Below are 21244 nucleotides of genomic sequence, written 5' to 3'. Positions count from 1 at the left end.
GCCATGCGCCGTTTGATGCTGCTGCGTCACGCCAAGACCGAGACTGACGCGCCGAGCGGCCGTGACCAGGATCGTCGCCTCGACGACCGCGGCCACAAGGATGCCGCGCAGATCGGGGATTGGCTCGCCACCCATCCCCCCTTCCCCGCGGCCGTGCTGGTGTCGCACGCCGTCCGGGCCCGGCAGACCTGGGACATTGCCTGGGAGACGATGAAGGACCGCGTCGCAGCGCCGCAGGTGGAGGTCCTGCCCGAACTCTACGGCGCCGATCCCGCCCAGATCCTGGAATCCATTCGCACTGCAACTGTTCCGGCCAACCCGAAGCAGTTGCTGCTGGTGGGCCACAATCCCGGCATGCACGAGGCCGCGCTGATGCTGATGGGCGGCGGCGATCCGGCCGGCGCCAAGGCGCTCGCTCACAATCTGCCCACGTCGGGGCTTGCGATCTTCGACTTTGACGTCAAGGATTGGGGTGACGTGGCCTACCGCCGCGGCAAACTGGTGCTGTTCGTCAGCCCCAAGCTGCTTCGATCGGGTTGAGACGCGCGGGGCGCGCCGTCTCGACCGGTTGATCCTAGCTTGGTCAATTGGGAGACGCAGATGTTCAAGTCCATCCTCGTGCCCATCGACCTCGCCGACACCGATCTGGCCAAGCCGGCGCTCGCGACCGCGATAACGCTGTCGCAGACCTGGAGCGGATCGATACGACTGCTCAACGTGCTGCCGATGACGCCGGTGATGCTCGCCGAATACGTCCCGGCCGATTTCGACGAGCAGCAGCGCCAGACCTCCGAGGAAGCACTCGCCATCGTCGCGCGGGAGTCAGGCATCGAGACGGGGCGCATTTCCAGCGTGGTGCGACAGGGCGGCATCTATCATGAGATCCTGGAGGAGGCCATGCACATGAAGGCCGACCTGATTGTGATGACCTCGCACCGGCCGGCGATGCGCACCTATTTCCTCGGCTCCAATGCCGGGCACGTCGTGCGCTACGCCAAGTGCTCGGTGCTGGTGGTCAGGCACTGAGCGCCACAACAAACGCTGTCATTGCGAGCGGAGGCATTGTCACCACGCCCGGACTTGCGGGCGTGGCGGCCGAACAAACTCACAGATACCGCGTCAGCTCGGCCTTGAACTGCCCGTAGACGGCGTCCTCGATCTGGCTGCGCGTGATCCCGATGTCGCGCAAGGCGTGGTCGTCGAGCTCGTTCAGCGTCTTGACGGCAGAGCGGCGCTCCAGGCGATCGAACAGCGCATGGGCAACGTTGGCGAGCGTGCTGAAAAATCCGCCCGACGAGGATGGGCGTAAACTCCGCCCGGCAGTTTGCGAGATCGTGGTCATTTTTCTTCTCCGGCCTATTGTCCGCGCAGCGAAGCAGGTGCCGTTGGCGCGGACGCTGTGAGCGCCTGCACCTCATTTGCCCTCGGATTGCTCTCGCTCTCCTCGGCTCAATCGCGGAACTTGATGGAACTTAAATGCTCCAGTACACTACTCGGAGCAAGTAAAACATTGCTCTCGGTGCAATAATGTCCAAGTTCGAATACGTGAAGCTTGCCGATGCCATTGCGGCCGATATCACTAAAGGCACGTTAAGGCCCGGCGACCGGCTGCCGCCACAGCGCAACTTTGCCTATGACCGCGGCATCGCGGTCTCGACCGCGAGCCGGGTTTATACGGAGTTGCTTCGCCGCGGGCTCGTCGTCGGCGAGGTCGGCCGCGGCACGTTCATCTCCGGCGACATCAAGCGCAAGGTCGAGGCGTTGAGCGAGCCGCGCGACGCGCGGATCGATTTCGAGGTCAATTATCCGTTATTGCCGCAGCAATGGGCGATGATCGCCAAGAGCCTTGCCGGGCTCGAGCGCGTCGACGCGCTCGAATCCGCCCTGCGCGTCTCGACCAGCACCGGCACCAAGAGCGCGCGCAATGCGGCCGTCGCCTATCTCGCGCGCAAGGATTTCACGCCGCAGGCCGAGCAGATCGTCTTCACCGCCAACGGCAAGCAGTCGCTCGCCGCCGCGCTCGCCGCCCTCGTTCCCACCGGCGGCCGCTGCGGCGTCGAGGCGCTGACCTACCCTTACGTCAAGAGCATCGCGGCGCGGCTCGGCGTGACGCTGGTCCCGATTCCGATGGACGAATACGGCGCACGGCCCGATGCGATCCAGAAAGCGCATCGCGAAGCGCATCTGTCGGCGCTGTATCTCCAGCCCATCATCCAGAACCCGCTCGGCGTCACCATGAACGCGACGCGGCGCGCCGACATCATGCGCGTTGCCGAGAAGCTCGATCTCACCATCATCGAGGACGCCGTCTACGGCTTCCTCGCCGACGACACACCGCTGGCAGCGCTCGGGCCGGACCGTTGCATCGTGATCGACAGCCTGTCCAAGAAGGTCGCACCGGGCCTCGCGCTCGGCATCCTCGTGACCCCGCCGCATCTGCGCGAGAGCGTGATGAGCGCGGTCCGGACCGGCGGCTGGATCGCCTCGGGCCACGCGCTGGCGTCCGGGCAGCGGCTGATGGCCGACGGCACCGTCGCCGAGCTGACGCGGCTGAAACGGATCGACGCTGCGCGCCGGCAGCAGACCGCGGCAAGGCTGCTTGCCGGCTACCAGATCGCGGCCGACGCGCGCTCCTATCATTTGTGGCTGACGCTGCCGCCACACTGGCGCTCGCAGACCTTCGTCGCCGCAGCAGCCCGGCGGGGCATCGCACTGACACCATCCTCGACGTTTGCAATTGCGCACGGACATGCACCGAACGCGGTGCGGCTCGCGCTCGCCCCGCCCTCGCTCGAGCAGCTCGATTCCGGCCTGCGCACACTCGTGTCGCTGCTCGGCACCAAGGAAGAGGATTTCGACTCGACGGAGTAAGCCAGAGCGTTGCGAGCGAAGTGATACCGGTTCGAAAACGCGTCGCAACAAAGATCCGGCCCTTCGCCGCTCAGGTCGCCGGCCATTCCGCGATAAAGCCCCTCGCCTTGTACGGCTCGATCTTGTCCCATTCGTGCAGGACACGCCGGCGAAACTCGACATTGGTGTGCCAGAGCGCGCGCGGCGTCGCAAAGCTGTCGACGGTGAGCAGCATCTTCTCGACGTCAGGCCAGTGCCGGTGCAGCGTCATCGGGTAGCGGCGCGCCGTCCAGGTGTTGCCGAGGCAGATCACGCTCCGGATGTTTCGCAGTCCAAGCGCCGCATCAATGATCGGCAGCGAGAAAATCACGTTCTCGCCGGTGTTCATCGCGCGATGTTCCTCGAGGATGAGGTCCGCGGGAATGCCGGCCGCGACCATCGCTGCCTTGATGATGGTGCACTCAGATTGCTCCGAGCCCGGCGTCACGCCACCGCTGACAATCGACCTGCGGAAAAGGCCCTCGCGCCACAGCGTCGCGGCGGTGTCGGCGCGCAAGCCAACGTCCTCGCGGGTGCCGAACATGAACAACAGATCGGCCGGCCGGAGCGGCGTATCGATCAGATGCGTACGGTTGATTTCGACGATCTCATCCGCTGTAGGCTGCTGCCTGTTGCGATCCATGGTTGGCATGACAGCACGATTCGACACCGGCGCAGGAGCGCAAAGTCACGTTTGATTGCGGCCGATTGCACCTAAGGCAGCAAGGCCTTCGGCACACGATCGAAACTGTAGCTGTGCGGCTGGTTGCGCCGCACGAAGCCACCGACCTGCCAGGCGAACAGTGCGGCAAAGCCGATGATGAACAGGGCGCCAGCGAACTCCCCGATCATGAGCGCGCGGATCAGAAGCCCCGTCATCGCCACCGTCAGCACCGCCAGGAAGGCCAGCACCGCCGCATAAGTCTTGCGGCCGAGGCCTGCGGTCAATTCGGCGCGGCTGCCGGCTTGCGCCATCCGCGCGTGCAGTTCGATGATGAAATCGCGAAAACCGTTGTCCTGCGGCGCCATCAGCGCCGCGGTCTGCCAGCTCGTCGACAGGATCCTGATGCGGCCGCCGCCGGTGTGGCTGACATCGGCGCGAAAGCGGTGCTGCTGCATCGACACCGGGCGAAACGACAGCCGGATCGCCGAGATCTCGTCATAGCGCCACAGGCCGGAGCGGCCGGCGATGTGCCAGGACAGGCCCGCGTCCGTCAGCTCGAAACGATGCGCCGAGCCGATCAGCGACGCCTTGTAGGCGTAGCTCGTGACCGACGGGCCTTGCGTTCCCGAAACCTGCATCCCCAATCCCGTCGGCGCAAGCCCGCCTGCGATCGGCTTGCGCGATCGCCCTCGCCCATCCTACAAGCGGGGCATGGCTGAGACGACCTTTTTTCCGCGCCGCCTGATTCTCGGTACCGCCGTGATCTCCGGCGTACTGCTCGCGCTCGCGGTGCACATGCTGGGTGCGCGCTACGGGCTCGACCTCGGCGGGCTCTGGCATTCCGACTCGCATGAATTCATACCCGCGGGCGCAGCGATCGCCTGGTGGTTGATTGCCACGGTGGGTTTCTCCGGCGGCTATTTCACGGCGACATTGATGCAGAGCGCCGTCTCCGGACAGATCCCGCAGCGGATGCGGCAGTTCCTGATCGCGGTCGGCGTGCTGCTGCTTGCCGGTGCGGGCCAGGTGGCCTCGGCGCCGAGCCCGATCCCGTCCGTCTCGGGCGTGCTCGCCGGGCTCGCCGCGCTATGTCTTGGCGCCGTGATGGCGTTTTGCGGCGCGCATTTCGCGCTGCGCCGCGGCTAGACATCAGGCCGAGGCGAGCAGCCGCGGCCGGTTCAGCATCAACGCGACATCGGATGCGGGCCGCGGCTTGCTGAAAAGATAGCCCTGCGCCTGGGTGCAGCCCTCGCGCCGCAGCAGCTCGAGCTGCGCGTCGTTCTCGACGCCTTCCGCCGTGGTGACGATGCCGAGGCTGCGCCCGAGGCCGGTCACGGCGCGGATGATCGCCATGGAATCCTCGCGCGTCGCAAGCTCCGACACGAAGGAGCGGTCGATCTTGATCTTGTCGAACGGGAAGCTGCGCAGGTAGCTCAGCGACGAATAGCCGGTGCCGAAATCGTCGAGCGAGATCCGCACGCCCATGGCCCGCAGCTCGTGCAGGGTGGTCAGCGTCGCCTCGCTGTTCTGGAGCAGCACCGATTCGGTGATCTCGAGCTCGAGCCGCCGCGCCGCGAGCCCCGAGGCGGCCAACGCATCGGTCACGGATGCAATCAGGTTCGGGCTCTTGAACTGCACCGGCGACAGGTTGACGGCGACATCGACATCGTCCGGCCAGGTGGCGGCGTCACTGCAGGCGCTGCGCAGCACGAACTCGCCGAGCTGAACGATGAGGCCGGTCTCCTCGGCCACCGGAATGAAGTTGATGGGGGCGATCAGGCCGCGCTGCGGATGGTTCCAGCGCAGCAGCGCCTCGAAGGCGACGACGCGACCGCTGGCGACGTCGCGGATGGGCTGGTAGTACGCCTCGAACTCGTCGCGCAGCAACGCTGCCCGCAAGTCCATCTCCAGCAGCCGCCGCGCCTGCGCGCGCGCATCCATGCCGGTCTCGAAGAAACGATAGGTACCGCGGCCGTCCGCCTTGGCGCGGTACAGCGCGAGGTCGGCGTTCTTCAACAGCTCGTCCGGATTATCGCTGTCCTGCGGCGACAGCGAGATGCCGATCGAGACGCCGATCACGATCTGATGGTCGTTGATCTCGTAAGGCGCGGAGATCACCTCGACGAGGCGGCCGGCAAGGGCTCGCGCCGCGGCTTCCTCGGAGCGCCCGATCTGGACCACGGCGAACTCGTCGCCACCGAGGCGCGCCACGGTGTCGCTCGCGCCGACAGTGGCCTTCAGCCTGCGACCGACTTCCTTGAGCAGCGCATCGCCGATGGGATGGCCGAGCGAGTCGTTGATGTCCTTGAAGTGATCGAGATCGAGGCACAGCACCGCGAGCTGGTCGCCCGACTTCGCCCGGCCCAGTCCCTGCTCGAGCTGCTCGTGGAACAGCACGCGGTTCGGCAGATTGGTCAGCGCGTCATGGCGCGCCATGTGCGAGATCTTGGCCTGCGCCTCCAGCCATTCGGTGATGTCCTCGAAAGTCGCGACCCAGCCGCCGCCCTGCATCGGCTGGTTGACGACGCGGATGGATCGACCGAACCGGGTGACGACCTGGCTGGTCGTGCGGCCCTCGCGCGCGTCGGCCACGAGGCGCGCGAAGAATTCGCCCGCATCGCCCTGCCACTGGCCCTTGGCCTGCTCTTCCCGCAACACGTCGACGAGCAGGCGGCCGGCGAGCGGAATGTCGGTGCGGCCGAGCAGCGCCGCGTAGCGCTCGTTGAAGAGCTGGATCTTGCCGTCCGCATCGAACATGCACAGTCCCTGCGACATGTTCTCGAGCGCGGTATCCAGCACGACCTGCTGGCGTCCCAGTTCGCCCTTGGCGCGGCGGTCGAGCAGAGCCGCCGCGAGCGCGATCGCGATGATCGCAGCGGCGGCGCTGGCGGTGAGGATCGACAATGAGGCCGGCGGGATCGACAGGCCGCTGATCACGACCGCAGGATCCGGCGTCAGCTCCACGGCGCCCATGGCGGTGAAATGATGCGAGACGATGGCAAGCGTCAGCAGCACCGTCGCGCCGAGCGCGCCCGCAAGGCTGTCGCGGCGCCCCGCAACCACCAGGGCAAGCGCCCCGAGGACGATGCCGAGCACGATCGAGACCGTCACTGTGCCGGTCGTCCAGCCGATGTGCGCGGGAATCTCGAGCGCCATCATGCCGGTGTAATGCATGGCGGCAACGCCGCCACCAACGACGGCGCCGCCGAGCGCAACCAGGCCCGCCCGCGTCACCGACACCGAGATGCTCAGCCCGATGAAGGTGACCGCGATCGCGAAGATCAGCGACAGGACCGTCAACGGAATGTTGTAAGCGCCGCCCGCACCAGGACCGTAAGCTTGCATCGCGATGAAATGGGTTGCCCAGATGCCGCCGCCGGCGACGACGGCATCAAGCGCGACCCACGATACGCGAGCTCCCCCGCGCGCCGCACGCGCGCGGTGGAACAGGCTGATCGCCGCCGCGCTGGCGAGCAGACATACCGCTCCGCCGAGTGCGACCAGTCGCCAATCATGCTGATCCGTCAGGCAGTAAAGAACTTGATACATTGCCGGTCCCTATTCCAACCGCACTAGAACCGGCAGAGATGGACAGTCGGTAACCGGCTATGTGCCGGTTTCGGGAATGGTGAACAGAGAATGTGTGGGATCGCTCACATTGAGTGCCCTTGCGCCTTTGCGTCAGGTGCATTTGCGCCGAGGCCGATCACGGCGGCGGCGAGCAGCAGGACGGCCGCCGATATGATTAGCGACTGGTGAAGGCCCGTCATGAATGCACTGTCCGAGGCCACCAGCGAGCCGAACAGCGCGACGCCGAGCACGCTGCCGGTCTGCCGCGTCGCGTTCAGGACGCCGGCGGCGATGCCGGAGCGCGCCTTGTCGATGCTGCCGAGCAAGGTGGAGGTCAGCGGCGGCACCAGCAGGCCAAGTCCGCCGCTGATCGCGATCATCTGCGCAAAGATCGCCCAGTAGCTGGTCCCGGCTTCGGTCCAGAGCAGCCCGAGACAACCGAGCGCCGAGATACAGGCGCCGACCACGATGGTCGGGCACGAGCCGATGCGCTCGGCCAGACGCGGCGCCAGCAGGTTGAGCGGCAACACCGCGCCCATCATCGGCACGAAGGCAAGCCCGGTCCACCAGGCCGACAGCCCGTTGATCCTCTGGAAATACAGGCTCAGCACGAAGATCAGGCCGTAGATCGCGATGTTGACGAGGAGGCCGACGATCGTGGTCAGGGTAAACAGCCGGTGACTGAACAGCGACAGCGGCAGCATCGGCTGCACGGTGCGGCTCTCGCGCCAGACGAAGAGCACCGCGAATGCGGCTGAGGCAACGAATGCTGCGATCACGGCTGGATGGCTCCAGCCGAACGCGCCAGCTTCGATGATCGCGCCGGCGAGCGCGCCCAACGCACCGATCGCGGCGAGCTGGCCGGGCAGATCGATCTCGCGCGAGCGCGACCGCGTGGTCTCGCTGGCGTAGCGCCAGCTCAGCCACAAGCCGGCAAGACCGATCGGCAGGTTAACCAGGAAGATCGCGCGCCAGCCAACCAGCGTGATCAGCGCGCCGCCGACGAAGGGACCGGCAGTCAGCGCCAGGCTCGCTCCGGCGGCCCAGACCGCCACGGCACGGCCACGCTCGCGGTCGTCCGCATAGGCATGATTGAGCAGCGCCAGGGAATTCGGCACCAGGATCGCCGCCGCCAGCCCCTGGACCAGCCGTGCTGCGATCAGCACGATGGCGTTGGGCGACAGCGCGCAGGCGAGCGAGGCCGCGGTGAAGATTGCGAACCCCGCCATGAAGATGCGCTTGGCGCCGATGCGGTCGCCGAGCGCACCTGCGGTCAGAATGAAGGCGGCAAAGGCGATGGTGTAGGCGCTGACCACCCATTGCAGCTCAGCGACGCCGCCGCCGAGCGTTTTACCCATCGCGTCGAGCGCGGTGTTGACGATGGTGACGTCGAGTTGCACCACGCCATAGCCGAGGCTCATCGCGGCAAGCGTGAGGGAGGTCGCAAGGCGCGAGCCGGCACGCTGCGCGCCGGCTCCATTGTCGAGGGGTTCATATTTGATGGTGCTGGCTCGCATGCTGCCACCTCGGTTGCAGCCCCATGCGAAACATACGCTTCCAGCCAGCATTCATGCTTCGACAATGATCGAATTATGGATGCGTCAAATGCAAACGCCGCGCGGATGACCGCGCGACGCCTTTTTCGCAGCTACGCCCGGTCCTAGCTCGCCGCGCGCAGGTTCACCTTGCTCTCGGCGAGCGCGGTCAGCTTCCTGTCGGTCGCCTTCTCTTCTTCCAGCGTCTTGGCGAGCACGGTGGCGCAGTCGTTGCGGCCGAGCTGTTTGGCCCAGGCGATCAGGCTGCCGTAGCGGACGATCTCGTAATGCTCCGCGGCCTGGGCCGCGTTGATCAGGGCGGCGTCCAGCACCGCCTTGTCGGCGACTTCACCGGCGGTCTCGTCGGCTTCCTCGATGATGCCGTCGATGGCCGGGCAGTCGACCGCCCTCACCTGCGTGCCGTGCATCTTGAATACTTCCTCGAGCCGCTTGACGTGCTGCTTGGTTTCTTCGAGGTGCGTCAAAAAGCCCTGCTTCAACTGCGGATCGGTGGCCTTATCTGCCATTTTCGGAAGCGCCTTGGTGAGCTGCTGCTCGGCATAATAGATGTCCTGAAGCTGGTGCACGAACAGGTCGTTCATGGTTTTGATATCTTTTGTGAACAGTCCCATCGTTCCGATCCTCTCGGTTTCGGGAACACGGAGGCGTCGGCTCGCACGAAAAGCCGATTATTCCGCCATGTTCGATTGCTGATGGAGCGCTAACCAGCGCACGGTACCGACGTTCCAAAAAAGCTCGCATCGCTTGCGCTGGAACAATGCCGACTGCGGGCGGACACGAAATCATGTCAAGATGCGGACGCGCGTTCCGGGCAGCTGCCCCGACTCATATGCTTAACGCGCGCCCGATATGAACCACATATGACAAAAGCGGCGGTCCACCGCAGAACCTATCGGTCGAACGCAGAACCTATCGTTGTCAAGGGCTGCACAAGTCGCTGTTTTTGCCTTAAATGAGCTACAACATGCCTAGCGGTCGAAGCCCATTTCGGGCAGTGATCGCGCCCGACCGGTCAAGTCTGGCCGATCGGTCTTGCCCCCCGCCGGGAGGATGAATGCACGGACTGCTGCCCGCGCTGAAGCGCGGCTTTAAGAGATGGATCGGCTGGCGACGGCTCGGTGTTGCCGCGAGCGTCTTCATCATCGCCTTCGCGATCACCACGCTTGCGCGCACCCTCAAGGACATCGATACCGGCGTCATCCTGACCGCGTTGACCGAGATTCCCCGCGGGAATATCGGGCTGGCGGCGATCTGCGTCGTCTTCGCGTTCTGTACGCTGACCTTCTACGACTATTTTGCACTGCGAACGATCGGCAAGAAGCATGTGCCCTATCGCATCGCAGCACTCTCCAGCTTCACGTCCTATTCGATCGGCCACAACATCGGCGCCACCGTTTTTACCGGCGGCGCGATCCGCTTCCGGATCTATTCGGACTACGGGCTGAACGCGATCGACGTCGCGAAGATCTGCTTCCTGTCAGGCCTGACCTTCTGGCTCGGTAACATCTTCGTGCTCTCGATCGGCATGATCATCCATCCGGATGCCGCCTCATCGATGGATCAACTGCCGTCGTCGATCAACCGGCTGATCGGGCTCGGCGGCCTCGCCTCGATTGGCGCCTATCTGGTCTGGCTCTGCATGGGCGAGAAGCGCCGCGAGCTCGGCCAGAAGGGCTGGAAGGTGGTGCTGCCCTCGGCGCCGCTGACGCTGGTCCAGATCCTGATCGGCGTGGTCGATCTCGGCTTCTGCGCGACGGCGATGTACCTGCTGATGCCGGCCAATCCGTCGATCGACTTCATGTCGCTGGCGGTGGTGTTCATCCTGGCGACGCTGATCGGCTTTGCCAGCCACGCGCCCGGCTCGATCGGCGTGTTCGATGTCGCCATGCTGGTCGCGCTGCCCGAATTCGGCCGCGAGCAGCTTCTGGCGACCCTGCTGGTCTTCCGCATCCTCTATTTCGTGATCCCGTTCGGCCTCGCCATCTCCATCATGGGCGCGCGCGAGCTCTGGATGAACGTGGTGGAGCCCTGGCAGGAGCGGCGGCGGCTGGCCGAGGCCTGCGCGCAAGGCAACCTGCCCAAGCAGGTAGCAGCGATGGAACGCGAGCGGTCGTTGCGACAGGCCAGCAAGCGGTAAGGCGGGCGGGCGACCGTCAGACAGAGGTTGCGGGCGGCGCAGCAATGCTCTCTTATTTCCGCCTCAACTTTGCCGTTGAACACGCGGGCCATGATCCCTTTTTCCTTTCGTACCCTTCCCGCAGGCCTCCTGCTGCTTGCCGGGATTCTGACGTCTTTGCCGCTCGAGCGCGCCGCCGCGCAGGGCGCCGGTGCGATGCAAATATCCTGGGAGGTGCGCAACCGCTTCCGCCTGTTCCGCGAGGAGCGCGACTTCCAGCTCCATGTCGAGAACGCGCGTAACCGCAGCATCCTCGCCGCCGAGCAGTCGCTGGAGCTCCAGAGCGAGGGCCGCGGCTGGGCCCGCAACATGGTCAACCGGCTCTGCATCGACCTCCAGGGCCGGGTCAACCAGCCCTGCACCCGCGACAACGTAAAAGAGAATTACCTCACCCCGACCGATCATCCGGTGACCGTGCGCCTGACCGGCGCAGTGCCGGTCGGCGCCACCTGCGCCTGGTCGTTCGACGACGGCGACGGGCCGCAGACCTCGACTTTCGATTGCGCCGAGCCGATCAACCTGCGCGTCCGCTACGGCAAGCAGACGGTCGCGAGCGTCGACGTCTCCTCCGGCTCCGATCCGACCCAGCGCGTCCAGGCCGAGATCCAGGTCCGCGACATCTTCGTCGCCGGGCTCGGCGACAGCATCGCCTCCGGCGAAGGCAACCCGGACCGGCCGCTGGCGCTGTCGGACGAGGGCTTCTGCTTCCGCTCCTATCTCGGTACCGCCGGTGCGCAATACTACCGGCCGAGCCGTGCCGGCTATAAAGGTGGCCGCGCCTGCGAAGCACCCGACACGCTCGCCAACTGGCAGCATTACGGCGCGCTCTGGTTCAACTCGCCCTGCCACCGCTCGCTCTACAGCTACCAGGCCCGCACGGCTCTCGCGCTCGCGGTGCGCTACACCCACATCGCGGTGACCTTTCTGCCACTCGCCTGCACCGGCGCCAGCATCGGCGACGGTCTGCTGGGCTCGCAGCGCGCCCGCGAATGCCCGCCCGGCAAGACGGGCGTCTGCAACACCAGCGTGAACGCCCAGGTCGCCGAGCTGCGTGAGGCGCTCACCGCGGCGAAAAAGCGCCAGCCGGACCGCACGCTCGATCTCGTGCTGCTCTCGGTCGGCGCCAACGACGTCTATTTCTCCGGCCTCGTCGCCGACGTCATCGTCGACACCGCGACCGAGCGCGCGCTGTTCCGCCGCTCCGGCGTAATGGCGAGCGTCGACGATTCCCGCGATGCACTGGCGCGCGAGCTGCCGCAGAATTTCGCCAAGCTGCGCGAGGCGCTGAAGCCGCTCGTCAGCGGCGACCTCTCGCACGTGGTCTATGTCTCCTACGCCAATCCAGCGCTCGCCGATGGCGGCGTGCCCTGCCGCGGCGGCCGCGCCGGGTTCGACATCCATCCGTCCTTCAACGCCGATCCGCAGCGCCTCGCTCGCGTCTCGACCTTCGTCGACACCGAATTCCTGCCGCAGCTGAAGGGGCTCGCCACCTGCACGCGCGGCGCACTGTGCCGCGATCCCGAAGCCGATCGCATGACCTTTGTGGACTCGCACCAGGCAGTGTTCGCCGATCACGGCTTCTGCGCCCATGCGGGCAACGATCCCGAATTCGACCGCACGTGTTTCGCCGAGAACGGCCAGAGCTTCAATCCCGATATCGTGAGCGCGGCGAGCCAGCCGATGCTGTGCGGCCGCGGCGCCTCGGAGTATCGCGCCTACCTGCCGCGCGCGCGCTGGGTCCGCGATGCCAATGACAGCTATTTTGCCGCGATGACCTATCCGCAAGGTCTGCCGGCGGCGAGCCAGCCGACCGACATCCACGACGCCACCTGGGGCGTGCTCTCCGCCGTCTACGGCGGCGCCGTGCATCCAAGCGCGGAAGGCCACGCCGCGATGGCGGACGCAGCACTGCCCGCCGCAAGCAGCGTGCTCGGCCTCGATGCTGTGCCGCCCGGCGTGACGCGCGGACTGTTGGCGCCGCTGCTGGGCACGCAGCAATAGCACGATACTGCTCCCACATACTCGGTGTCATCGCCCGCGAAAGCGGGCGATCCAGTACTCCGTGACAGCGGTGATTGAATCGAGAGGCTGCGGCGTACTGGATTCCCCGCTCTCGCGGGGAATGACAGTGGTGTGCGGAGCACGACCTCGCGCATCACGATCGCACATTCTCGTCACCTCACGATCGTTCCCCGCACCTGCCGTTCCATCGATCCAAAAACGGCATCGATCGATACTCCCTTGAACTTGGACACTTTGCCGCGCGCGCCTCTAGGAGTCGCGGTGAGGAAATTTCGAGTTCTAAGGAGGCGCGTGATGAGCGCAGTGGTGTCGTCCGCAGCGGACGTGAGGAGGTCTCGCGTCAGGCTGTTCATCGTGACCATGTTGTTCCTGGTCACGACCGTGAACTATGCCGACCGCGCCACCCTGTCGATCGCGGGCCCCGCACTCTCGAAAGAGCTGCATCTCGATCCCGTCGCCATGGGCTGGATCTTCTCGGCCTTCGGCTGGTCCTATGTCGCGGCGCAGGTGCCGGGCGGCTGGCTGCTCGACCGCTACGGCTCGCGCCTCGTCTATGCCTTCAGCATCATCGTCTGGTCGCTGTTCACGATGATGCAGGGCTGGGTCGGCTTCCTCAGCGCCGGCGCCGCCATCATCGTGCTGTTCGCACTTCGCCTCCTTGTCGGCGTCGCGGAAGCGCCCTCGTTCCCCGCCAACGCCCGCATCGTCGCCGCCTGGTTTCCCGGCAATGAGCGCGGCACCGCATCGGCCTTCTTCAATTCGGGACAGTATTTCGCCACCGTGATCTTCGCGCCGCTAATGGGCTGGATCGCGCATGATTACGGCTGGCGCTTCGTATTCTTCGTGATGGGTGGGCTCGGCGTCATCATGGGCCTGGTCTGGATCAAGACCGTCTACGGCCCGAAGGAGCATCCCGGCATCAACGAGGCCGAGTTCGATTACATCAAGGAAGGCGGCGCGCTGGTCGATCTCGACGCGCCCAAAAACGATCTGGTGCAGGAGCGTGCGCCCGAGTCCGGCTCCGGGTGGGATCACATCCGCCAGTTGCTCTCCAACCGCATGATGCTCGGCGTCTATCTCGGCCAGTACTGCATCAACACGCTGACCTATTTCTTCCTGACATGGTTCCCGGTCTACCTCGTCAAGGAGCGCGGCCTGTCGATCCTGCAAGCCGGCTTCGTCGCGACGCTGCCCGCGCTGTGCGGCTTCATCGGCGGCGTGCTCGGCGGCGTCATCTCCGACGCCATTCTCCGCAAGACCGGCTCGCTCACCATGGCGCGCAAGATCCCGATCGTCGGCGGCATGCTGCTGTCGATGTCGATCATCGCCTGCAACTATGTCGACGGACAGGCGCTGGTGGTCGGCTTCATGGCGCTCGCCTTCTTCGGCAAGGGCATCGGCGCACTCGGCTGGGCGGTCGTCTCCGACACCTCGCCCAAGGAAGCCGGCGGCGTCTCCGGCGGCCTGTTCAACACCTTCGGCAACCTCTCCTCGATCAGCACCCCGATCGTGATCGGCTACATCCTGGCCGCGACCGGCTCATTCAACGGCGCACTGCTGTTCGTCGGCGCCAATGCGCTGGTGGCCGCGTTCGCCTATCTCGTGGTGGTCGGCAAGATCGAGCGGGTGGTGCTCAAACGTTCCTCCTGAGGGCTCCCGCGGGAGCTTGACCAGGCAACTCAACGGCGGCTCCTCAGCCGCCGTCTTTGTTTTCGGGATGATCGATGCTAGAAGTGCCGGGGAAACGCCTTATCCATCTAAGGCATGTATCGATGTTCGACCTCAACCAGCTCCGCTGTTTCGTCACGGTGGCCGAAGAACTGCATTTCGGCCGCGCCGCCGCGCGACTGAACATGACCCAGCCACCGCTGTCGCGGCAGATCCAGGTGCTCGAGCACATCATCGACGCGCCGCTGCTGGAGCGCACCAGCCGCTCGGTGCGCCTGACGCCGGCGGGGCGCAGCTTCCTGCCCGAGGCAAGGCGCATCCTGAAGCTTGCGGAAAGCGCCTCGCAAGTCGCCCGCCGCATCGCGCTCGGCAAAACCGGCTCGCTGAAAATCGGCTTCACGGCGGCTGCCGCCTACGGCTTCCTCCCGGAGCTCGTCGCCGCCTGCCGCGCCAAGCTGCCCGAGGTCGATTTCTCGCTGAAGGAGATGGTGTCCGGTGATCAGTTCGAGGCGCTCAGCTCCGGCCAGATCGACGCCGGGCTGTTGCGGCCGCCGATCGCGCGCCCCGAAGTGGCCAGCCGCCGTGTCGTCGCCGAGCCCCTGCTCGCCGCGATCCCGAAGAAGCATCCGCTGGCGAATGCCGAGACCATCACCATCAAGGATTTCGACGACCAGCCCTTCGTGATGTACTCGCCCTATGAGAGCCGATATTTCCACGATCTGCTGGTGGCGCTGTTCACCCGCGCCGACGTGCTGCCGCGCTATGTGCAGCATCTGAGCCAGATCCATTCGATCCTCGCCATGGTCCGCGCCGGCCTCGGCCTTGCCATCGTGCCGGCCGCGGCTGCGAGCCTGAAGATCTCCGACGTGCGACTGCGGCCGTTGAAGCTGCGCACCCGCGTCCCCGTCGAGCTGTTCATGGTCTGGCGCCGCGACGACGAGAACCCGCTGCTCTCCGCTCTGGTCAAAATCGCAGGCGAATTGTCCTCCGCGGAGGTAGCGGACGATTGATGCTCAATCCGCATCGGTCAATATAGGCTTTGGCTTGGACGCGCATCGAACGGTCTCCTAAACAACGGCGCATGGACGCGCAGGCTTCGGCCCGCGTCCTCCACAACACGCAAATTAAGGGAGCAGCGCCCATGAGCAAGATGACCCCGCAGGAAATGGCCCAGAAGATCGGATCGGGCCTCCTGTCCTTCCCCGTCACGCCCTTCAAGGCGGACTATTCGTTCGATGAGGCGACCTACCGCGCCAACATGGACTGGCTGTGCGGCTATGACGTTGCCGGCCTGTTCGCCGCCGGCGGCACCGGCGAGTTCTTCTCGCTGACGCCGACCGAGGTTCCGCAGGTGGTCAAGATCGCCGTCGACGAGACCAAGGGCCGCGTGCCCGTGCTCGCCGGCACCGGTTACGGCACCGCCACCGCGCGCGAGATCGCGATCGGCGCGGAAAAGGCCGGCGCCGACGGCCTGTTGCTGCTGCCGCCCTATCTGACCCATTCCGAGCAGGACGGCCTTGCCGCCCACGTGGAAGCCGTGTGCGCCGCCGTGAAGATCGGCGTCATCGTCTACAACCGCGACAACGCCATCCTGCAGCCCGATACGCTGGCGCGCCTCGCCGAGCGCTGCCCGAACCTCGTCGGCTACAAGGACGGCATCGGCGACATCGAGCTGATGACCCGCGTCTACACCAAGCTCGGCGACCGCCTCACCTATATCGGCGGCCTGCCGACCGCGGAAACCTTCGCGCTGCCCTATCTCGACATGGGCGTGACGACCTATTCCTCGGCCGTGTTCAACTTCGTTCCAGAATTCGCCACCAACTTCTACGCCGCGGTGCGCAAGCGCGACCATGAGACGATCCATGCCGGCCTGAAGAACTTCATCCTGCCGCTGATCGCAATCCGCAACCGCAAGAAGGGCTATGCGGTCTCGATCATCAAGGCCGGCATGAAGGTGATCGGCCGCGATTCCGGCCCGGTCCGCCCGCCGCTGACCGATCTCACCGAGCAGGAGGTTGCGGAGCTGACCGCGCTGGTGAAGAATCTCCCCGCCATCCGATCGTCACAACAAGCTGCAGAATAACAGACAACAACAGGGAGGAGCGTGCGATGGCCCAGACTGAGGTCTCCGGCGCACCGGTCGTCACATCGATGCAGGTGATCCCGGTCGCGGGCCGCGACAGCATGCTCCTCAATCTGAGCGGCGCGCACGCGCCGTTCTTCACCCGCAACATCGTCATCCTCACCGACAATTCCGGACACACCGGCGTCGGCGAGGTACCGGGCGGGCAAAAGATCTGGCAGACGCTCCAGGATGCCCGCGATCTCGTGATCGGCAAGACCGTCGGCGCGATGAACAACATCCTTGCCGACGTCCGCACGGCGTTCGCCGACCGAGATGCCGGCGGCCGCGGCAAGCAGACGTTCGACCTGCGCGTGATGATCCATGCGGTCACGGCGATCGAGTCCGCACTGCTCGACCTGCTCGGCCAGCACCTCAACCTGCCCGTCGCCGCACTGCTCGGCGAAGGCCAGCAGCGCAAGAGCGTCGAGACGCTCGGCTATCTCTTCTTCGTCGGCGACCGGCGCAAGAGCAAGCTTGACTACGTCAGCGGCGAGACCGGCAAGCCCGAATGGTTCAACCTGCGCCACCAGGAGGCGATGACGCCGGAGACCGTGGTGCGGCTCGCGGAAGCCACCCACGACCATTATGGCTTCGCGGACTTCAAGCTCAAGGGCGGCGTGCTCCGCGGCGAGCAGGAGATCGAGGCCGTCACCGCCATCGCAAAGCGCTTCCCCAGCGCACGCGTCACGCTCGATCCCAACGGCGCATGGTCGCTCGACGAGGCGATCAGCCTCTGCAAGGGCATGCACGGCATCCTGGCCTATGCCGAGGATCCCTGCGGCGCCGAAGCCGGCTTCTCGGGTCGCGAGATCATGGCCGAGTTCCGCCGTGCCACGGGCCTGCCGACCGCGACCAACATGATCGCGACCGACTGGCGCCAGCTCTCCCATGCACTACGCTTGGGGGCGGTGGACATTCCGCTGGCCGACCCCCACTTCTGGACCATGCAGGGCTCGGTGCGCGTCGCCCAGACCTGCCGCGACAACGGCCTGACCTGGGGCTCGCACTCCAACAATCACTTTGACATTTCGCTCGCGATGTTCACCCATGTCGGCGCCGCCGCGCCCGGCAAGGTCACCGCGATCGATACCCACTGGATCTGGCAGGACGGCCAGGCGCTGACCAAGGAGCCGCTCCAGATCAAGGGCGGCAAGATCGCCGTGCCCGAGCGGCCGGGCCTCGGCATCGAAATCGACCGCCCGGCCATCGAAACCGCGCATGAGCTTTACAAGAAGCATGGACTCGGCGCCCGCGATGACGCTACTGCCATGCAGGACCTGATCCCCGGCTGGACCTTTGACGACAAGCGTCCCTGTCTCGTGCGTTAAGAAAATCTCGGAGGACTACATGACTGCGATCCTGAAGAACTTCATCGGCGGCGAATGGGTCGATGGCTCCGGCGTCACCAAGAACATCAACCCCTCCAACACCAACGACCTCGTCGGCGAGTACGCCAAGGCCGACAAGGCGCAGACCGAGAAGGCGATCGCGGCAGCCAAGGCCGCCTTCCCGGCCTGGGCGCAGTCGACGCCGCAGGTGCGCTATGACGCGCTGAACAAGATTTCTCTCGAAATCCTCGCCCGCAAGGAAGAGCTCGGCCGCCTGCTCGCCCGCGAGGAAGGCAAGACGCTCCCCGAGGGCATCGGCGAGGTCGCGCGCGCCGGCCAGATCTTTGCGTTCTTCGCCGGCGAAGCGCTGCGCCTGATCGGCGAGAAGGGCGCCTCCGTCCGTCCCGGCCTCGACGTCGAGCTCACCCGTGAGCCCGTCGGCGTCGTCGGCATGATCACGCCCTGGAATTTCCCGATCGCGATCCCCGCCTGGAAGATCGCGCCCGCGCTCTGCTACGGCAACACGGTGGTGTTCAAGCCGGCCGAGCTGGTGCCGGGCTCGGGACATGCGCTGTCCGAGATCATCACCCGCTCCGGCATTCCGGCCGGCGTGTTCAACCTCGTGGTCGGCTCCGGCTCCGTCGTCGGCCAGACCCTGCTCGACCATCCGGATGTGGCCGCGATCTCCTTCACCGGTTCGGTGCAGACCGGCCGCAAGATCGCGCAGGCCTGCGTGCTGTCGAACCCGATGAAGAAGTTCCAGCTCGAGATGGGCGGCAAGAATCCGCTGGTCGTGCTCGACGATGCCGACCTGAAGACCGCCGTCGAGGTCGCCGTCAACGGCGCCTATTTCTCGACCGGCCAGCGCTGCACCGCCTCCTCCCGCCTGATCGTCACCGAAGGCATCCACGATCGCTTCGTCGCGGCGGTGGCCGAGCGTCTGAAGGGCCTGTCGGTGGACGACGCGCTCAAGGCCGGCGTGCATATCGGCCCCGTGGTCGACCAGAGCCAGCTCGACCAGGATCTGCGCTACATCAAGATCGGCCAGGACGAAGGCGCAAAGCTCGCCTTCGGCGGCGAGCTGCTCAAGCGCGAGACGCCCGGCCATTACCTCCAGCCGGCGCTGTTCACCGAGGCCAACAACAATATGCGCATCGCGCGTGAGGAGATTTTTGGCCCCGTCGCCGCCGTCATCCGCGCCAAGAACTACGAGGAAGCGCTGGCGATCTCCAACGACACCGAGTTCGGCCTCGCCTCGGGCATCTGCACGAGCAGCCTGAAATACGCCTCGCACTACAAGCGCAACAGCGAGTCCGGCATGGTGATGGTCAACCTGCCGACCGCCGGCGTCGACTATCACGTGCCGTTCGGCGGCCGGAAGGGTTCGAGCTACGGCGCCCGCGAGCAGGGCTCCTATGCGCGCGAGTTCTATACCACGGTGAAGACCGCCTATACCTATCCGGGTTGATAGGCCACGATCGTAGGGTGGGTTAGCCCGCGGCTGCGCAACGCGCGGTCCGCTGGCGTAACCCACCTCTTCTGCCTCCGCGGATGAAGACATTGGTGGGTTACGCTACGCTAACCCACCCTACACTTTCGGAGTCCTCCCATGGACCAGGACGTCGCAGCGAAAGAGCAGCCCCGCTACATCAAGCTCAACGAGCGCGACAATGTCGCGATCGTGGTCAATGATTTCGGGCTTCCCGCCGGCTCCCGCTTCGCCAGCGGGCTGACGCTGCGCGCCTTCGTGCCGCAGGGGCACAAGACGGCACTGGTCGATATCGCGCAAGATCAGCCGATTATCCGCTACGGCGAGGTGATCGGCCACGCGTTGTCGCCGATCCTGGCCGGCGAATGGGTCGACGAAGCGCGCATCCGCATGCCGGAGGCCCCTGCCCTCGACAAGCTGGAAATCTCGACCGCCGTCCCCGCGCCGCTGCCGCCGCTCGAAGGCTTCACCTTCGAAGGCTTTCGCAACACCGACGGCTCGGTCGGCACCAAGAACATCCTCGGCATCTCCTCCTCCGTGCAATGCGTCAAGGGCACGATGGAATACGCCGTGAAGCGCATCCGCGCCGAGCTGCTGCCGAAATACCCGAACGTCGACGACGTCGTGCCGCTGACGCACGCCTATGGCTGCGGCGTCGCCATCAATGCCCCCGATGCGGTCGTTCCGATCCGCACGCTGCAGAACATCGCGCAGAACCCGAATTTCGGCGGCGAGATCCTGGTCATCAGCCTCGGCTGCGAAAAGCTCGCGCCCGAGCGACTGGTGCCGGAGGGCGTCAGCGATGCCATCGTGCGCATGCAGGACGAAGCCTTCGACGGCTTTGGCGCCATCGTCGATGCGATCATGACCCAGGCCGAAGCCCGCCTGAAGATCCTCAACACCCGCACCCGTGAGACCTGCCCGGCCGCCGACCTCGTCATCGGCCTGCAATGCGGCGGCAGCGACGCCTTCTCCGGCGTCACCGCGAACCCCGCGCTGGGCTTTGCCGCGGACCTGCTGGTGCGTGCCGGCGCGACCGTGATGTTCTCCGAGGTCACCGAAGTCCGCGACGCGATCCAGCTCCTCACCCGCCGCGCCATCAACGAGGATGTCGGCCGCGCGCTGGTGCGCGAGATGGCCTGGTACGACTCTTATCTCGCCCGCGGCGGCGCCGATCGCAGCGCCAACACCACGCCCGGCAACAAGAAGGGCGGCCTCGCCAACATCGTCGAAAAGTCACTCGGCTCGATCGTCAAGTCCGGCTCGTCTGCCATCACCGGCGTGCTCTCGCCCGGCGAGAGGGCGACGCAGAAGGGCATGCTATTTGCGGCGACGCCCGCGTCCGACTTCATCTGCGGCACGCTCCAGCTCGCCTCCGGCATGACGCTGCAGGTGTTCACCACCGGCCGCGGCACACCCTACGGTCTTGCGGCTGCGCCTGTGATCAAGGTTGCGACCCGCACCGAGCTCGCGCGCCGCTGGAAGGACCTGATCGATTTCGATGCCGGCAGCATCGCCACCGGCGAGAAGACCATCGAGGAAACCGGCTGGGACCTGTTCCGCCTGATCCTCGATGTCGCCAGCGGCCGCACGAAGCCGTGGTCGGACCGTTGGGGCATCCACAACGACCTCACGCTGTTCAATCCGGCGCCGGTGACCTGAGCATGATCCGGAAAAGTGCAAAGCGGTTTTCCGAAAGATCATGCTCAAACAATAACCTAAAGCGCGATGACGATTCATACCAATCTCATCGC

18 protein-coding genes are annotated in these 21244 nt (G+C 65.7%); 12 read left to right on the top strand and 6 right to left on the bottom strand.

Going from position 1 to position 21244, the window contains the following annotated elements:
* Positions 1-3 precede the first annotated feature (3 nt).
* Positions 4-540, top strand: a complete 537-nt coding sequence (locus CT676_RS10320; RefSeq protein ID WP_135214572.1) for a histidine phosphatase family protein — start codon at positions 4-6, stop codon at positions 538-540.
* Positions 541-600: 60 nt separating this feature from the next.
* Positions 601-1026 (top strand): universal stress protein, encoded by a 426-nt coding sequence (locus CT676_RS10315; RefSeq protein WP_071917342.1) that lies wholly within the window; start codon positions 601-603, stop codon positions 1024-1026.
* Positions 1027-1105: 79 nt separating this feature from the next.
* On the opposite strand, the gene CT676_RS10310 is transcribed toward CT676_RS10315, so the two are convergent.
* Positions 1106-1342 carry a DUF1127 domain-containing protein gene (locus CT676_RS10310; protein ID WP_071912174.1) on the bottom strand — a complete coding sequence of 79 codons (237 nt, stop codon included), beginning with the start codon at positions 1340-1342 and terminating at the stop codon, positions 1106-1108.
* 185 nt (positions 1343-1527) lie between these two features.
* Between CT676_RS10310 and CT676_RS10305 the strand changes: the two genes are divergently transcribed.
* The gene (locus CT676_RS10305) at positions 1528-2871 is read left to right on the top strand and encodes a PLP-dependent aminotransferase family protein (protein ID WP_135214571.1); all 1344 of its coding nucleotides are present in this window, start codon (positions 1528-1530) and stop codon (positions 2869-2871) included.
* A 70-nt stretch (positions 2872-2941) separates the two neighbouring features.
* Here CT676_RS10305 and CT676_RS10300 read toward each other — a convergent pair whose 3' ends face one another.
* Together CT676_RS10300 and CT676_RS10295 are read right to left on the bottom strand one after the other, a co-directional pair.
* Positions 2942-3541, bottom strand: a complete 600-nt coding sequence (locus CT676_RS10300; RefSeq protein ID WP_135214570.1) for a YdcF family protein — start codon at positions 3539-3541, stop codon at positions 2942-2944.
* A 62-nt stretch (positions 3542-3603) separates the two neighbouring features.
* Positions 3604-4191 carry a hypothetical protein gene (locus tag CT676_RS10295; protein ID WP_135214569.1) on the bottom strand — a complete coding sequence of 196 codons (588 nt, stop codon included), beginning with the start codon at positions 4189-4191 and terminating at the stop codon, positions 3604-3606.
* Positions 4192-4264: 73 nt separating this feature from the next.
* On the opposite strand from CT676_RS10295, the gene CT676_RS10290 reads away from it, so the two are divergent.
* Positions 4265-4699: a hypothetical protein gene (locus CT676_RS10290; protein WP_135214568.1), complete on the top strand. Its 435-nt coding sequence runs from the start codon at positions 4265-4267 to the stop codon at positions 4697-4699.
* Between the two features lie 3 nt (positions 4700-4702).
* On the opposite strand, the gene CT676_RS10285 is transcribed toward CT676_RS10290, so the two are convergent.
* The 3 genes from CT676_RS10285 to CT676_RS10275 all read right to left on the bottom strand — a co-directional run bounded on the left by CT676_RS10285 (position 4703) and on the right by CT676_RS10275 (position 9290).
* On the bottom strand, positions 4703-7102 hold the full coding sequence (locus CT676_RS10285; RefSeq protein WP_135214567.1) for an EAL domain-containing protein: 2400 nt from the start codon (positions 7100-7102) through the stop codon (positions 4703-4705).
* 104 nt (positions 7103-7206) lie between these two features.
* Positions 7207-8640, bottom strand: a complete 1434-nt coding sequence (locus CT676_RS10280; RefSeq protein WP_135214566.1) for an MFS transporter — start codon at positions 8638-8640, stop codon at positions 7207-7209.
* Positions 8641-8783: 143 nt separating this feature from the next.
* Positions 8784-9290: a ferritin-like domain-containing protein gene (locus tag CT676_RS10275; protein ID WP_135214565.1), complete on the bottom strand. Its 507-nt coding sequence runs from the start codon at positions 9288-9290 to the stop codon at positions 8784-8786.
* A gap of 443 nt (positions 9291-9733) precedes the next feature.
* On the opposite strand from CT676_RS10275, the gene CT676_RS10270 reads away from it, so the two are divergent.
* The 8 genes from CT676_RS10270 to garD all read left to right on the top strand — a co-directional run bounded on the left by CT676_RS10270 (position 9734) and on the right by garD (position 21152).
* On the top strand, positions 9734-10816 hold the full coding sequence (locus CT676_RS10270; RefSeq protein ID WP_135214564.1) for a YbhN family protein: 1083 nt from the start codon (positions 9734-9736) through the stop codon (positions 10814-10816).
* A gap of 90 nt (positions 10817-10906) precedes the next feature.
* Positions 10907-12856, top strand: coding sequence for a hypothetical protein (locus tag CT676_RS10265; protein WP_135214563.1), 1950 nt, complete (start codon positions 10907-10909; stop codon positions 12854-12856).
* Positions 12857-13171: 315 nt separating this feature from the next.
* On the top strand, positions 13172-14527 hold the full coding sequence (locus CT676_RS10255; protein WP_063982247.1) for an MFS transporter: 1356 nt from the start codon (positions 13172-13174) through the stop codon (positions 14525-14527).
* Positions 14528-14649: 122 nt separating this feature from the next.
* Positions 14650-15555, top strand: a complete 906-nt coding sequence (locus CT676_RS10250; RefSeq protein ID WP_063982246.1) for a LysR substrate-binding domain-containing protein — start codon at positions 14650-14652, stop codon at positions 15553-15555.
* 131 nt (positions 15556-15686) lie between these two features.
* Positions 15687-16631, top strand: coding sequence for a 5-dehydro-4-deoxyglucarate dehydratase (gene kdgD, locus CT676_RS10245; RefSeq protein WP_038952797.1), 945 nt, complete (start codon positions 15687-15689; stop codon positions 16629-16631).
* A 26-nt stretch (positions 16632-16657) separates the two neighbouring features.
* On the top strand, positions 16658-18001 hold the full coding sequence (gudD, locus tag CT676_RS10240; protein WP_085405880.1) for a glucarate dehydratase: 1344 nt from the start codon (positions 16658-16660) through the stop codon (positions 17999-18001).
* 19 nt (positions 18002-18020) lie between these two features.
* Complete coding sequence (locus CT676_RS10235) at positions 18021-19469, top strand: aldehyde dehydrogenase family protein (RefSeq protein ID WP_063982243.1); 1449 nt, start codon at positions 18021-18023, stop codon at positions 19467-19469.
* Between the two features lie 141 nt (positions 19470-19610).
* Positions 19611-21152: a galactarate dehydratase gene (gene garD / locus CT676_RS10230; RefSeq protein ID WP_135214562.1), complete on the top strand. Its 1542-nt coding sequence runs from the start codon at positions 19611-19613 to the stop codon at positions 21150-21152.
* Positions 21153-21244: the final 92 nt, after the last annotated feature.

The sequence above is a fragment of the Bradyrhizobium sp. MOS001 genome (assembly GCF_004634465.1).
In the GTDB taxonomy this organism is placed as follows: Bacteria; Pseudomonadota; Alphaproteobacteria; order Rhizobiales; family Xanthobacteraceae; genus Bradyrhizobium; species Bradyrhizobium barranii.
Note: the sequence above shows the minus strand (reverse complement) of the source record. Positions and strands in the feature narration are given on the sequence as shown.

Bases quoted from the DNA above. Each gene is read 5' to 3' on its own strand.
- CT676_RS10320 (WP_135214572.1), top strand. From the start codon at position 4: ATGCGCCGTTTGATGCTGCTGCGTCACGCCAAGACCGAGACTGACGCG.
- CT676_RS10315 (WP_071917342.1), top strand. From the start codon at position 601: ATGTTCAAGTCCATCCTCGTGCCCATCGACCTCGCCGACACCGATCTG.
- CT676_RS10310 (WP_071912174.1), bottom strand. From the start codon at position 1,342: ATGACCACGATCTCGCAAACTGCCGGGCGGAGTTTACGCCCATCCTCG.
- CT676_RS10305 (WP_135214571.1), top strand. From the start codon at position 1,528: ATGTCCAAGTTCGAATACGTGAAGCTTGCCGATGCCATTGCGGCCGAT.
- CT676_RS10300 (WP_135214570.1), bottom strand. From the start codon at position 3,541: ATGCCAACCATGGATCGCAACAGGCAGCAGCCTACAGCGGATGAGATC.
- CT676_RS10295 (WP_135214569.1), bottom strand. From the start codon at position 4,191: ATGCAGGTTTCGGGAACGCAAGGCCCGTCGGTCACGAGCTACGCCTAC.
- CT676_RS10290 (WP_135214568.1), top strand. From the start codon at position 4,265: ATGGCTGAGACGACCTTTTTTCCGCGCCGCCTGATTCTCGGTACCGCC.
- CT676_RS10285 (WP_135214567.1), bottom strand. From the start codon at position 7,102: ATGTATCAAGTTCTTTACTGCCTGACGGATCAGCATGATTGGCGACTG.
- CT676_RS10280 (WP_135214566.1), bottom strand. From the start codon at position 8,640: ATGCGAGCCAGCACCATCAAATATGAACCCCTCGACAATGGAGCCGGC.
- CT676_RS10275 (WP_135214565.1), bottom strand. From the start codon at position 9,290: ATGGGACTGTTCACAAAAGATATCAAAACCATGAACGACCTGTTCGTG.
- CT676_RS10270 (WP_135214564.1), top strand. From the start codon at position 9,734: ATGCACGGACTGCTGCCCGCGCTGAAGCGCGGCTTTAAGAGATGGATC.
- CT676_RS10265 (WP_135214563.1), top strand. From the start codon at position 10,907: ATGATCCCTTTTTCCTTTCGTACCCTTCCCGCAGGCCTCCTGCTGCTT.
- CT676_RS10255 (WP_063982247.1), top strand. From the start codon at position 13,172: ATGAGCGCAGTGGTGTCGTCCGCAGCGGACGTGAGGAGGTCTCGCGTC.
- CT676_RS10250 (WP_063982246.1), top strand. From the start codon at position 14,650: ATGTTCGACCTCAACCAGCTCCGCTGTTTCGTCACGGTGGCCGAAGAA.
- kdgD (WP_038952797.1), top strand. From the start codon at position 15,687: ATGAGCAAGATGACCCCGCAGGAAATGGCCCAGAAGATCGGATCGGGC.
- gudD (WP_085405880.1), top strand. From the start codon at position 16,658: ATGGCCCAGACTGAGGTCTCCGGCGCACCGGTCGTCACATCGATGCAG.
- CT676_RS10235 (WP_063982243.1), top strand. From the start codon at position 18,021: ATGACTGCGATCCTGAAGAACTTCATCGGCGGCGAATGGGTCGATGGC.
- garD (WP_135214562.1), top strand. From the start codon at position 19,611: ATGGACCAGGACGTCGCAGCGAAAGAGCAGCCCCGCTACATCAAGCTC.